The 13,697-nt window shown below is 60.9% G+C and carries 9 protein-coding genes; 5 read left to right on the top strand and 4 right to left on the bottom strand.

Annotation, left to right across the window (positions count from 1 at the left end):
- Positions 1–53 precede the first annotated feature (53 nt).
- From kdsB to ACYVAC_RS09165, 3 genes are all read left to right on the top strand, one after another.
- A complete protein-coding gene (gene kdsB, locus ACYVAC_RS09175) occupies positions 54–809 on the top strand; it encodes a 3-deoxy-manno-octulosonate cytidylyltransferase (protein ID WP_461097330.1) in 756 nt (251 codons plus the stop codon).
- 331 nt (positions 810–1,140) lie between these two features.
- Entirely contained in the window at positions 1,141–1,803 is a 663-nt protein-coding gene (locus tag ACYVAC_RS09170) for a thiamine diphosphokinase (RefSeq protein WP_461097329.1), read from the top strand.
- A gap of 69 nt (positions 1,804–1,872) precedes the next feature.
- Entirely contained in the window at positions 1,873–3,258 is a 1,386-nt protein-coding gene (locus tag ACYVAC_RS09165; RefSeq protein WP_461097328.1) for a cellulase family glycosylhydrolase, read from the top strand.
- On the opposite strand, the gene ACYVAC_RS09160 is transcribed toward ACYVAC_RS09165, so the two are convergent.
- A complete protein-coding gene (locus ACYVAC_RS09160) occupies positions 3,255–4,484 on the bottom strand; it encodes a hypothetical protein (protein WP_461097327.1) in 1,230 nt (409 codons plus the stop codon). The two genes, ACYVAC_RS09165 and ACYVAC_RS09160, sit on opposite strands and share 4 nt — an antisense overlap.
- The gene (porU2, locus tag ACYVAC_RS09155; RefSeq protein ID WP_461097326.1) at positions 4,481–7,840 is read right to left on the bottom strand and encodes a putative type IX secretion system sortase PorU2; all 3,360 of its coding nucleotides are present in this window, start codon (positions 7,838–7,840) and stop codon (positions 4,481–4,483) included. Before porU2 ends, ACYVAC_RS09160 begins: the two co-directional genes overlap by 4 nt.
- Before the next feature lie 249 nt (positions 7,841–8,089).
- Between porU2 and ACYVAC_RS09150 the strand changes: the two genes are divergently transcribed.
- Together ACYVAC_RS09150 and ACYVAC_RS09145 are read left to right on the top strand one after the other, a co-directional pair.
- A complete protein-coding gene (locus tag ACYVAC_RS09150; RefSeq protein WP_461097325.1) occupies positions 8,090–8,509 on the top strand; it encodes a PadR family transcriptional regulator in 420 nt (139 codons plus the stop codon).
- A 21-nt stretch (positions 8,510–8,530) separates the two neighbouring features.
- Positions 8,531–11,062, top strand: coding sequence for a PspC domain-containing protein (locus tag ACYVAC_RS09145; protein ID WP_461097324.1), 2,532 nt, complete (start codon positions 8,531–8,533; stop codon positions 11,060–11,062).
- 77 nt (positions 11,063–11,139) lie between these two features.
- Here the strand turns inward: ACYVAC_RS09145 and ACYVAC_RS09140 are convergent, their stop codons facing one another.
- Both ACYVAC_RS09140 and ACYVAC_RS09135 read right to left on the bottom strand, forming a co-directional pair.
- Positions 11,140–12,207, bottom strand: coding sequence for an AI-2E family transporter (locus ACYVAC_RS09140; protein WP_461097323.1), 1,068 nt, complete (start codon positions 12,205–12,207; stop codon positions 11,140–11,142).
- Positions 12,208–12,293: 86 nt separating this feature from the next.
- A complete protein-coding gene (locus tag ACYVAC_RS09135; RefSeq protein WP_461097321.1) occupies positions 12,294–13,694 on the bottom strand; it encodes an L-serine ammonia-lyase in 1,401 nt (466 codons plus the stop codon).
- Positions 13,695–13,697: the final 3 nt, after the last annotated feature.

Here is a 13,697-nt window from a genome sequence, read left to right as displayed (position 1 = left end):
GTTTTTGCCCCGGCGTACTGCACAACCGGACCACCTCAAATCCAACACGAACCATGATCATTGGCATCATTCCCGCCCGCTATGGGTCGACGCGTTTTCCCGGCAAGCCCCTCACCGATATCGGGGGGAAACCCATGATCCAGCGGGTGCTGGAGCAGGCCCGGCAGGCTAAAAAGCTCGACCTGGTGGTGGTCGCTACCGACGACGAACGCATTGTCGATGCCGTGCGGGCCGTGGGCGGGCGGGCCGTCATGACCCGCACCGAGTTGCCCAGCGGTACCGATCGCTGCCAGGAGGCTTACCGCAAACTGGTGACCGACGGTACGCTGCCCGACGATCCGACGACGTACATCATCAACATCCAGGGCGATGAACCCTTTCTCGATCCGAACCAGATCGACGAGCTGGCTTCGGTGCTGGATGGTTCGGTCGAACTGGCTACGCAGATGGCCCCGGTCGATTCGGCCGAGATTCTGCTCAGTTCGAGCGAGGTCAAGATTACGATGAATGCCCGGCAGGAGGCCCTGTATTTCAGCCGGCAGCCTATTCCGTACCTCCGGGGTATCAACCCCATGAACTGGCACCAGCACCACGTTTATCACCGGCACGTGGGGCTTTATGCCTACCGCGCCGATATTCTGGCCCAGATCACCCAACTGCCCATTTCGCCCCTCGAACAGGCCGAATCGCTCGAACAGCTGCGGTGGCTCGAAGCGGGCTACTGCATCAAACTGGTCGAAACCCAATACCAGGCACAGGCCGTCGACGAGCCCGACGATGTCGAAAAAGCCCTGCGCAGCGCGTTGTAAGGTGGGAGAGTATTGAGTTTATAGTATTCAGTATTCAGTATTCGGTATTCGGTATTCAGTATTCAGTTTGCAGTATTCGGTTTGCAGGCTCGTTGCGAAGGGCAAGCCTGGTCTCTACGAAAGCCTGCCCTACGGTACACTGAAAACCCCACCGTAATCCCCGCCGGATACCGTAAACCGTAAACTGAAAACCACAAACTGAAATCCCCGCCGGATACTGTAAACCGTAGACTGAATACCGTAAACTGAAATCCCCGCCGGATACCGTATACCGTAAACTGAAAACCACAAACTGAAAACTGAATACTGAAAACGACAAACCGAATTTCCCATGTCCTCCCACCACATCGTTCGTGAGAAACAGGAGCCGGCGCTGCTGATTGCCAATGGCGAAGCCTGCCAGCCCGAACTGCTGGGGCAGCTGCTGGAGTGGAGCCCGACCGTAGTGGTGCTCGATAGTGCCATCTGGCGGGTACTCGACCTGGGGATCAAGGTCGATGTGTTGCTCGGCGATTTCGACCGGCGGCTCGACCTCGACGCCGTGCGGGAACGGCAGTACCCCATCGAGATCGTTCATACGCCCGACCAGAACAAAACCGATCTCGACAAAGGCATCGAGTTTTTGATCGAGCGCGGCTATCCGGCGGTCAACATCGTGTGGGCCACGGGTCGGCGCGCCGATCATTCTATCACCAACATGACCAGTCTGGTGCGCTATAAAGACCGGATCCGGACGGTGATGTTTGACGATCACTCCAGGATTTTTCCGCTGGTGGGCCGTTTCGAGAAATGGTATGAAGCCAGCACCCCCATCTCACTAATTCCGGTCGGCACGGTGTCGGGCATCGTAACCGACGGGCTAACGTATAACCTGGCCGACGAAGCCCTGACGTTGGGGTATCGCACCGGCAGCAGCAACGAAGCCGCCCGCGACGGCTTTGTCCGGATCGAAGCCCGCTCAGGCGACCTGCTCATTATGGAGTGCTGGGATTAAATGGGTAAAAGCGGAGCCGTTTCTGGTTTACGACCTGACTTACCTGTTCGCCCGGCAAGGGCCCTGTGCATGCGTATTCTTGGTAGTGTATGGCTGCTGGCCCTGTGTCTGTCGCCCGTTTTCGCCCAGTCGGTTGCCTCACAACGGGCGGCTGAACTGGGGCTGGGTATGAACCTGTCGTACCTCGAACAGTACTGGAACGGCACCAAAGCCCGTCATTTCAGCGATTTTGTGAAGCCGGCCGAGCTGGCCCGGCGCAAAACCGAACTGGCGGCTATGGCCCGGGCCGGCTTCCAGACCGTGCGGCTTCCCGTTACTTTCGGGGCCTGGGCCAACGTCAATGCACCCTACCGCTGGGACGCGCCCGACGGCCTGGCCGCCCCCGATTCCCTCGTGCGCTGGGCGCTGGACAATAACCTCCGGGTCGTGATCGACCTGCACCATGTTGAATTCGATGGATCGGTGCCGGGCGCCGATTCTACGGCGCGGCTGGTATGGCTCTGGCAGCAGATTGCCACCCGCTACCGCAACACCGATCCCGAACGGGTAATGTTTGAACTGCGCAACGAGCCCCACAACATGACGGGTGCGGCCTGGCGGGCGCAGGCCACCCAGCTGATTCAGACGGTGCGGGCCATTGTGCCCGAGCATACGCTGATCGTTGGCTTCCACGACTGGAACAGCCGCGCAGCTATGGAGCAGTCGGAGCCTTTCGCCGATCCGAACATCATCTACACCTTTCATTTCTACGATCCGTTTGTATTTACCCACCAGGGCGCTACCTGGTCGAGCGATGGACTGCCCGATCTGAAAGGCGTACCGTTTCCGGCCAACCCGGCCGAATCACTGACGGTTCCAGCGGCTGCCAAAGGCACCTGGATCGAGAACGCACTGAACAAGTACCCTGCTGAGGCTACGTATGCCGCGCTCTACAACAGTCTGGCAGCTGCCAAAAACTGGTCGGTAGCGAAGCAGGTGCCGATTTTTCTGGGTGAGTTTGGCTCGTATAATCTCCGCGCCGATCCCGACAGCCGGTGCCGCCACGCCGAAGCCATCTACCTGGCGCTTGGAAAACTGCAGATACCGTCGGCCTGGTGGGAGTGGGACGGGGGCTTTTCCATGTTTGGCGCCAACAGCAGGCAGCTCATGCCCTGTATGGAACAAGCGCTTGAAACCTACGCCACCGGGCAGCTACATGTGCTGGGCACCGCGCCGGGTCAGGGTGAGGCTTTACAGGTTTATCCGAACCCTACGTACGATACAATCCGGGTAGTATCGGGCGGGGCTACGCCTGCGGCTGTGCTGCTCACCGACGCGAATGGTCGCCGAGTACTGTCGTCGCCCCTGCATCAGGGGCAGGTGTCGATCGGTACTGTACCCGCCGGCACGTATCTCCTGACCGTGTACGATCGAAACGGTACCGTTCTGGGGACACATCGGCTCCTGAAGCCTTAAGGCCAGTGGGCCTGCACCTGGTGCCAGACCTGGCTGAGCTTGCGCCCGCTGTCGAGCTGAGGGAGCAGCTGTAACCACGATCCCATGAGCAGCAGCAGCCAGTAGGGACGCAGCGAACGCTGGCGTATGGCTGGTAATCGGCTTATCCAGAGCAGGAGCGCCATGAGCAGACAGTAGGTGCCCGGGGCCATAAGCCGTAGGTTGGGGCCACTGAACGGACTCACCACGCGCAACCCCAGCAGCAGAACGATATAGAGTCCACCCGTCAGCACAAAAAACCGGCTCAGTGAATTGACGACCGGGTGCAGCGGTTTCTCGACCGGCGTGCGGTGCCACCGCCGGATGGCCAGCCCCAGCACGAGTGCTTCCACCGCCACGCCCATCCACACCAGCGGGTCGGCCTCGCCGGGTACGATGTCGCGCAGGAGCAGCAGCTCGTTGAGCACTGATCGGCCAAGCAGGGTCAGCAACGCAGGCAGAGGCTCGGTCGGAACGAAGCGCTCTCCCCCGAACATGGAGCCGGCCAGGTGGGCGTTGAGACTGAAATAGAACCGGATAAGCGTCAGGCCGGCCACCGACAGGATAAGCAGCAGCCGAACCAGCCTGGCCGATACCGGCAGACCCAGCTGCTGGCCCAGCCACGCCGGTTGCCACCAGGCGGCAAACGCCAGCAGCCCCGCCAGGCCGAAGACGAAGCCCCCCACATAACGATCCAGAAAAAGCGCGCTGCCCAGCGCCAGCAGGCCCAGCATGCGCCCGAAGGCTGGCCTGTTGAACAGGCGGTAGAGTGCCCAGGTCCATTCGGCCAGCAGGACCAGAAAAACGGTTTCTGACCAGGTGTAGGTACTGATTCTAATGAAACTGCCGAGCCACCAGATCGACAGTAACCAGGTGGCCCGCCGGCTCTGCAGCCGCCGTAGCCATAGCCAGCCCGACGCACCCAGCGCCAGCAGATTGACCACCTTCGACGCCCACAGCAGGGGTAAGGAAGTCATACCCGCCACGGCGGCAATCAGGGCTGAGTAGGCCGGGGGGAAGATGCTGTTCCAGAACAGTTTGCCTTCCTGCAACACCGTATAGCCGTTGCCTGCCAGCAGGTGTTTGGCCGAAGCCAGGTAATAAACTGAGTCGGGGCTGGTGCCGCGGTTTGGGTTGAGCCAGCACAGGATCAGCACCAGGCCCACCGTTAGCCCAAACTGGCTCAGCAGCTGCCCGGCCCGGCTCATCGGTTCAGTACGATTCGGCCGGTGGCACGGGTGCCCTCAGTCAGTGAACCGGCGTACCCGTCGACGCGGTAGAGGTAGGCACCAGCCGGCAGCGCAGCGCCCCGGTCGTCGGTGCCGTCCCAGACCCATTCGGTCAGGCCCACGCGGGCCGGCTGCTGCAGCGTGCGGACAGGGCGGCCGGCAAGGTCGGTAAGCACGATACGCAGTGCGGGTGGTGGCGCGACACCGGTCAGGATGAGCGAAAAACGGGTCTGTTTGCCAAACGGGTTTGGATAGGCGATCAGTTGCTGCACACCCGGTTCGGTCTGAACCATAAAATGAATCTGATAGGGGGGCGCCTGGTTTCCGCTCAGATCACTGCCCCGCACCTCGAAGGTGTACGGCCCATCGGGCAAGGGTGTAGCCGGCTGGTAGGTCAGCCGGAAGCGGTTGTCGGGGCCGGCGGCCTGCCAGTGGGTGCCGGGCGTGCGCAGGCTCAGCCGGCGATAAGGGCAGGGCTGACTGGCGCAGGGGTACTGCAGGTAAAGGTCGAGCCCCGTGGTATCGGTACGCAGCAGCCGGCGGTTGTCGTCCTGCAGCAGCACATCGATCAGCGGTTGAGGGGCCACAATGTCGCCATCGGCCAGGCGCCGGCCGTCGAAGGCGACTTCGAGCTGGGGTGCCACTCCATCGGCCGGAAAGGGCAGCGCGTCGGTCTGTCCGTCGGAACCGATGCGGGCGCTGTTGTTGGTTTCTAGGAGTTCGGCCAGGCGGTCGTCGGGGTCGAGCACCAGTTCGACGTATGTGGTGGCGGTGGTGCTGCGATCGTTGGGCAGGGTCCAGCGCAGGCTGTCGGCGTAGAGGGGAGCCGGGCGGATGTAGCGCTGCTCGCGCAGCAGCAGCCCATTGGCATCGAAGCGCCGGAGCCGGATGCTGAGCGGCAGGCCGGTTGTACGGCCGTAGTTGGCCACCACGGCAGTAATGGCCAGCGAGTCGGCCGTGGCGACGGGCTGACCACCCCGCCCGCTTACCTGCAGGGTGTTGGGCAGTACGGCCAGGTCGGGCCGGGAAAAGGGGAACACCGCCACGGCCGGGTCGCCCTGCAGGGTAAGCTGCTGCGCGGTAGTAACGTGGTAAATTGTAGCATTGCTGCGCAGGTAGCGCCGGATAGCTTCGCGCTGCAGCAGGCCAATCGGCCGGGCCACGTACTGACTGTCGGCCAGCAGGGCATACAGCTGATCGCTGTAGCTCTTCAGCGCAAAGGGAAATCCATTGTAGGTATGCGCCAGAAACAGCACTGCTCCGCGGTCGGGCGTCAGGATCCAGTCGGTGCCGTAGGTGGGGCGACCGAAGTAGAAATTGCCGGACGCACAGCCATTGGCCAGCAGAAACGGGTATCGCCCCTTGTTGCGGTAACCCAGCCGATCGTCGCTTACGAAGCCGATGTCGATATCCGACACGTCGAGCCCGGAGTGGCCAAACATGGAGATCATGCCGAAGCCCTGGTTGATGAGGCTGGTCACCTGCAGGATCTCCACCGGATTGTCGGTTTGTTTGGCGATTGTGGTGACCCGGGCCCCCACGTACCGCTGCGACACCGTGCGCTGAAAGTCGTCGACGTACGAGCGGAACAGCTGCAGTTCGGCCAGGTTGGCCCCGCCACTCAGGTGTAGGTTGTTTTTGCGCCAGAGCGCGGGCTCGCCCGTATTCTCGTGTTCCTTTACCTTGTTCAGGTAGTCGAGCACACTCTGCGACCGGAGGGCGTTGAGCCGGCCGACGGGCATGGCCGGCACGTTGGCCGGTTCGCCGTTGAGCCCTTCGACCAGCCCCAGGTCGGAGCCAGGCCAGCCGGCATTGGGGATCAAATCGAGCAGGGGGCCATTGGCGGCTTTTCGGATGCCCTGCGGGTCGCGCGACTGACCAACCAGAAACAGATAGGGCGTTGCGCCCGGATTACCCCGCAGCATGTAGTCGGCGAAGCGCCGAATGGCCAGGGCATGTCGTTCGCCGTAGCTGAACTGGTCGAACAGCTGGCCAATGTCGATGGTGAGCGTATCGTAGCTGCCACCCGCTGCCGACGCCCGGTAGGCTGCGTAGGTCTGCACCGGATCGGCGCTGCCCCCTGCCGGCTGCCGGAGCAGCGGGTGGGTAACGATGAGGTAGTTGTGGCGTTTCGGGTCGATAAGCCGGAACCGTACCAGTCGAAGGCCCGTAGCCGGCAACACCTGACTGGTCGTCAGCAGCCGGCGTTCGGTCTGGGTATTCGCGACAAGGCCGCGCCAGCGCGTACCGGTGCTGGTACCGGTCAGCAGTATGGGTGCATCGGGGTTCGTAATGTCGAAGAGCCGGCTGCCGGGGGGCACTCCGCTCAGATCGATCAGCGACCGGCCGGTGGGGTTGGCCCGCAGGGTTAGTCCGGCCTGCGCGGCTCCGCCCAGATCGGGCCGCTGCGGATAGCGAAGCGTCAGGTACGACAGCGATGCTTCTTCGCCCGGTTCGCGCGGCTGCATCCGCACCAGCAGTTGCCCATCCGTCATATCGGCCGTGGGCAGATCGGCATCGATGCGGCCCAGGGTATAGTCGCGAAACGTAGTGGTCTGGGTAGTCTTCAGCGTAGCCGCATTACGTCCCGACAGCAGGTCCACGCGGTGAGCGGTGGGGGTGCGGCCCACCACCAGACCGGTCAGGCGGGGCGGGGCCTCGGCCGACAGCAGGGCATTGGTCAGTGTAAACGTTTGGTCGTACTGCCCCCCCGATTTAATGGCCGGTCCGGTCCAGCCTTCGCCGGTATCGTAACTGGTCAGAATGGCGCCGTTGCCGTAGCCCGCGCCGAGCGGGTAGATGGTGCCGGCCGGGTACGTATCCGTAAACACCCGACGTTCTTCCTGCCAGTGCCACGGTTCGGGCAGCAGCCCCGTTGCGTCGGCATCGGTGGTCACAGCCATACGTTTGCCGGGCCGGCCGTCGGTGCGCCAGGTCAGAAAATAAGCCGTTGTGTCACTGAAGAGGCTGTAGTAGGGGTGGGGCATACTGCCCGCCGGCCTGTAGAGAAGCGAGTCGGGCGCGCCATCGTTACCCTGCCCGTAGAAGTCGATGTAGTCGGTGTCGTCGAGCCGGCCGTCGGCTTCGCCCGCTACCAGCATGGCCTGTTCGACACCGCGGTGAAAGAGCTGGAGCGTGGTGGGGTTGAGGGTCGCTATGGGCAGCCCCGCCCGCTGCAGATCGGCCGGGAGAAGGCGGTAGAGTGCGGTACGCACAACCGGTATCCGGATATAGGGTTGCCGGTAGCTGATCCATTCATTGCCGGGTCGGCTGGGCTGGGCTGTTACTGGTTGCGCCAGCCCCAAAACAAGCAGTAGGACGAGAAGGCGATACATTGTGCTGGGTGTTGCCAAAAAAGCTACATACTTCATGCCGGGATTATCCGGTTTTTCGACCGCCTGGCGTTAAAAATCGCCTTTTGTCATCACGCAAAAAAAATATTTATAAGGTACTTTGCATTGCATAGTACCTTATGCTACCTTTGATTCATCAGAGCGGGAAAGCGCAAACAACGGAGCGACCACTGGCGCTTCGGTTACTGCACTGGCTCTTTCCGCTCCTTCACACTTTCAATAGTAGGCAAAATGAATATAGAAAACGCTCAGGTGCAGATGCGGAAAGGAATTCTGGAATTCTGCATTCTACACATCATATCGCGGGGCGAAATTTATGCCTCCGATATGCTCGATGAGTTGACCTCCGCCCGCATTATGGTGGTGGAGGGAACGCTCTACCCGCTGCTGACGCGGCTTAAGAACGCCGGCCTGCTCGATTACAAGTGGGTTGAGTCGACCTCGGGGCCCCCGCGCAAGTATTACCTGCTCACCGAGCTGGGCCGCAACTCGCTCGATGCGCTCAACGATACCTGGCTCGAACTGGCCGCATCGGTCGACGCCATCATCAGTAAAACCGGGCAGCACGCCCGACCCGGCACCGAAGCGGTTACGGTTGGCATACCACCAACGCCCGAATCGCTGCCTTCTTCTTCCTCCTCCAACGCTTGACATCTTCCTGCACGAAACGCCATGAAAAAGACAATCAGCATCAATATCAGTGGAGTCATCTTCCACATCGAAGAAGATGGCTATGATAAGCTCAAACAATATTTATCATCGGTACAGCAGTATTTCTCGACCTACGAAGACAGTCAGGAAATCATTACCGACATCGAAAACCGCATTGCCGAAAAACTGTGGGCCAAGCTCAAAGCTGCCAGCAAACAGGCCGTTTCGCTCGAGGATGTGAACGAACTGGTGACGGCCATGGGCACGGTAGCCGACTTCGAAGCCGTTGAGGAAGAGGAAGTGCTGGTAACCAACGGCGGCCGCGGCTCGGCTACGGGTGTCCGTCCCGGTACGGGCCCGGCCGAAAACACCGGCTCGGCCGCATTTGGCTCACCCGCCCCGTCGTCGGCAGCTGCCGACAGCGGACCGCGCCGGCTGGTACGCGACCTGCGCCGGAAAACGCTGGGTGGCGTAGCGGCTGGGCTGGCCCACTACTTCAACGTCGACGTTGTCTGGATCCGGCTCATTTTCGTGGCCCTGGTTGTGGGCTTGCCGGCGCTGGTGGGCGCATCGAATCACGAGAACGGGTTCTTCGGCGGGCTGTCGGGTTTCACGGTCATCGCCTACATTGCCATGTGGATTGCGCTGCCCGGCTCGGTCGGCATCGAGGAAGATAAGTCGGTGAAGAAGTTTTTCCGCAACCCTGACGACAAGGTCCTGGGGGGCGTTGCGTCCGGTATCGCGGCTTACTTCGGTATCGACATCGGGGTGGTACGGCTCCTGTTCGTGTTGGGCATCGTGTTCTTCGTAGGCTTTCTGCTCTACATTGTGCTGTGGATGATTTCGCCGGCGGCCAACACGCTCACCGAGAAAATGGAGATGCAGGGACAGCCCATCACGCTCTATAACATCGAAAATTCGATCAAGCAGAGTCTGAACATCAACGAAACGCCCAGCAACGAAAGTGGGCTGACCCGCGCGCTGCTGTTTCCCTTCCGGGCCATTGCCATGATTCTGAAAGGCCTTGGCTCAGCGTTCGGCCCTTTCCTGAGCGGTGTGGTATCGATTATCCGGGTGTTTGCCGGTATTCTGCTCCTGGTCTTCGCGTTTGCCGGCATGATTGTAAGTCTGGCCATGCTCGGCGCCGGTATCGGGTTCGGAACGGGCCTGCCCATCAACACCGGTGACTTTCCGCTCGACGTATTCCGGGCCGATGTAACGCTGCCCATGGTGCTGTCGGCTGTGCTGGGCATCCTGCTGCCGTCGTTCGGAATGGCCATTCTGGGGATCATGCTGATTACCACGCGTCCGATTATCAGCAGCCGGACGGCGCTTACGCTGGGTGGTGTGTGGCTGGTGAGCCTGGTGGTATTCACGGGCACAGCCGTGCCGCTTCTGCAGAGTTTCCAGCGCCGTGGGCACGTTGAAGAACGGGGAACGCTGAACGTGAGCGGTCGGATTCCGACATTTGCGCTCGATGAAGATAACGACGATAACGACAACTGGCAGCCCTCGATCGAGCTGGAAGGCTACGAAGGAACGGCCATCGAAGTCGTTCAGGATCGGCGTTCGCAGGGCGCAACCCGCGCCGACGCGCAGGCCAATGCCCGGCAACTGGCTTACGCCTACACGGTAAAGGATTCGACCGTGCGGTTCGACAACAGCATGACACTGGTACCGGGCGCTCGTTTCCGGGCGCAGAATCTGGATATCAAAGTTCGAATTCCCTATAACAAACCGTTCCGCATGACCGAATCCTTTGCGCTTTACATCCGCAACATATTTGGCCGGAAAGAACTCGACCGGATGGCGTCGAGCGTGTGGATGTTCTCGCCGGAAAACGAACTGGTGTGTCTCAACTACCCCCGCGAACGGGAACGCGATGGCAACAGCGACGACAACGATGTTACCGACCTGACCGACGAGGTGCAGGACGCGGTAGCCTCCGAACTGGGCGACGATTTCGATGAGGTGGGTACAAACACCCGGCAGTTTGCCGCCGACAATTTTTCGAAAGTCGACGTGAGCGGGGCCTTCATTGTGCGGTTCCGGAAAGGCACGAGCTACAAAGTGGTGGCCGATGGCGATGAAGACGATCTGGACGACGTAGAGGTAGACGTAGACGGCCGCACGCTGAACGTGTCGCTGAAACGAACCGGCGTGTTCGACTGGAACAACCACAAACGCATTGGCCTGACCATTACCCTGCCAGCGATCGACGAGCTGCATCTGTCGGGAGCGTCGAAAGCAAACCTGTCGGGCTTCGGCAACTTCGATGTACTCGATATCGACATGAGTGGTGCCTGCCGTACGGTGTTCAACGGAACGGTGAAAAAGCTGACGATCGATCTGTCGGGGGCGTCGAACCTGCAGCTGCGCGGCCAGGCCGATGAACTCGAAGCCGAACTGAGCGGGGCCAGCAAGATCGAGGGAACGGGCATGAACGTGACCCGCGCGACGATCGATGCCTCGGGGGCCAGCCACGCCACCATGGGCAAAGTCGACCAGCTGGAGTCTGAGACGTCGGGGGCCAGTAAAGTGACGCGCCAGTAACACCGCTACGGGCTATACGCAAACGGGGGGAGCCAGTCGAAACTGGCTCCCCCCGTTTTTTATGTCTGATGAGCTGATCAGCTTTCGCGGGCCGCTTCTTTAGTCACGGCCAGTTCATCGCGTTTGATTTCTGTTTCCTGCGCGCGGTTCTGGCGCTCGAATACCTGCATCAGTACCACAAAGTACGAGAGCAGCAGCGGCCCCATCACCAGCCCCAGAATACCGAAAATGGGTACCCCCAGCACAATACCGGCCAGCGTGATAAGCGGGTGGATGTCGCCCATGCGTTTGGCCAGTGCGATCCGCAGCAGGTTGTCGATGTTGATGATGACCACGGCGCCGACTACCAGAATGCCAATACCCTGGGTGGTATTGCCCTGCGAAATCTGGATCAGACCGGCTGGTACCCAGACCAGTGGCGTGCCCAGTACCGGAATAAAGGCCATGAAAAACGATACTACCCCCCAGAAAGGCGCATCGGGTACGCCGAAGATCCATAGTGTCAATCCCGTCAGTACACCCTGAACCAGACAAACCAGTGCCTGACCGATCACGTTGGCATTGACGTTGTTTTTCAGCGATTCGCCCAGTTCGCGCTGCGTTTCCCGCTTGAAAGGCAGGTATTTCTGTAAACCCTTCTGGAAGTCTTCCTGCTGGGTAAACATATACCACATCGTGAAGAACATCAGACCCATAATCACCAGAAAGTCGAGTGCGCTACCGGCCACCGACGGTAGTAGCTTGCTGGCATACGTACCGGCCTGCTGTATCCCCGCCTTGATATTGGCCTGGCTGGTAATCTCGAAGCCCGTCAAATCTTCCAGTTTCTTGGCCAGGCCGAGAATTTCGTCGCTATGCTGAATGTAGTACTGAATCCGGCCGACCAGCAGCAGACTCAGCGTCAGAAACGGCATGATGATGACCAGCAGCGAGAACAGAATCAGCAGCGTTACCACCAGCGACCGGTTCCAGCCCCGCTTGATGGCCAGCGCTTCGAACCAGGGGCGCAGCACAACGTACAGAATAGCCGCGCCCAGAAAAGCGGAGATGTAGCCGCTAAGCCCGAAAATAATGAAACCAGCGATGATAATCAGGCTGGTGATGAGCAGCACGCGCTGCTGCCTGGGAGTATAGATATTATCCATGTGTTACGATGACAAGCCCGGTGCCTGCGTTGAATTATCCCTATAAACCCTTGGCCAGCCGCTAATTGTTTTAAATGCCTTACTCGTCAGCACTCCGTTGCGCTGAGGGCCAGCCCGGCTTCGGAGGTTTCCTTGTAGCGCGTCGACATGTCGCGGCCGGTCGCTTTCATCACCTTTACCACCGCATCGAGCGATATCTTCTGGGCCGAAGCGGAGCCGGCGGTGGCCAGCAAATACGCGTTGTAGGCTTTAACGGCGCCCATCGCGTTGCGCTCGATACACGGAATCTGCACGTACCCCCCAATGGGGTCGCAGGTCATGCCAAGGTGGTGCTCGATGGCGATTTCGGCCGCGGCCTCGATGGAGCGAATGGGGCCGTCGGGCTGCGCGCAATGAGTCAGAAAAGCGGCTCCCATAGCCGAGGCCGTACCGATTTCGCCCATGCAGCCCATCTCGGCGCCCGAAATGCTGGCGTTGTGTTTGACCAGAAAGCCGATCATAGCCGCAGCCAGCATGCCACTGCGCAGCCGGGCCCGGTCGTAGTGAAAGTGCTGGCGGGCCAGATACGTAATGCCGGGAATCACGCCCGATGCGCCCGAGGTGGGGGCCGTGACAACGATGCCGCCAGCCGCGTTCTCTTCCGATGCGGCCAGGCAGTAGGCGTTCAGGAAAATCAGGAAACTGTCGGAGCGGAGGGCCGCTCCGGGCTGCAGCATGCCCCGGGCCTGCCTGTAGAGCTGGGGGGCTTTGCGGGTCAGGCGGATGGAGCCGGGCAGTGTGCCCTGCTGGCGCAGGCCCCGCCGAACGGCCTTGTGCATGAAGTCGAGTACCTGATCGAGCCGCTGGTTGATGGTGCGCAGGCTGGCGCCGGTGAGCGCCATCTCGTTGGCCAGCAGCAGCGTGTCGAGCCCGATGTTGTGGGTCGTGAGCTGGGCTTTCAGCTCGGCCATGGTACTGTAGGGGTAGGGTACCTGCAGGGTCGAAGGGTCGGGTTCGGGCTCGCCCTTGCGGCTGATGAAGCCCCCGCCCACCGAATAATATTCGTCGGCATGCAGGGTTTCGGTATCGTCGGCCGTAAGCCGCAGCACCAGCGTGTTGTGAAAGGGCGAGTCGTAACGAATGCGTTCGAAGTGAATGTGGGCCGGGCCAACGCCCAGCGTATGATCGCCCACCGGCACGGAGTATTGCCGGGTCGGGTCGCTCAGCAGGTCCATGAGCGCAGCGGGATCGGTCGACTCGGGCTGCCAGCCCAGCAGCCCCGCCACTACGGCGCGGTCGGTGCCGTGGCCTTTGCCCGTGGCCGCCAGGGAGCCGTAGAGATGTACGTGGATGGCCGTAGCGCGGGCCTGCACCGGGGCAGGCAGGCTGGCCAGTCGCTGCCGGAAATCGAAGGCTGCTTTCATGGGGCCAATCGTGTGTGAACTCGATGGCCCCGGCCCAACCTTGAACAGGTCAAAGAGCGAGGTGGTAATGGGTAAATGGGTCATGAT

The sequence above is a fragment of the Spirosoma luteolum genome (assembly GCF_054778875.1).
Note: the sequence above shows the minus strand (reverse complement) of the source record. Positions and strands in the feature narration are given on the sequence as shown.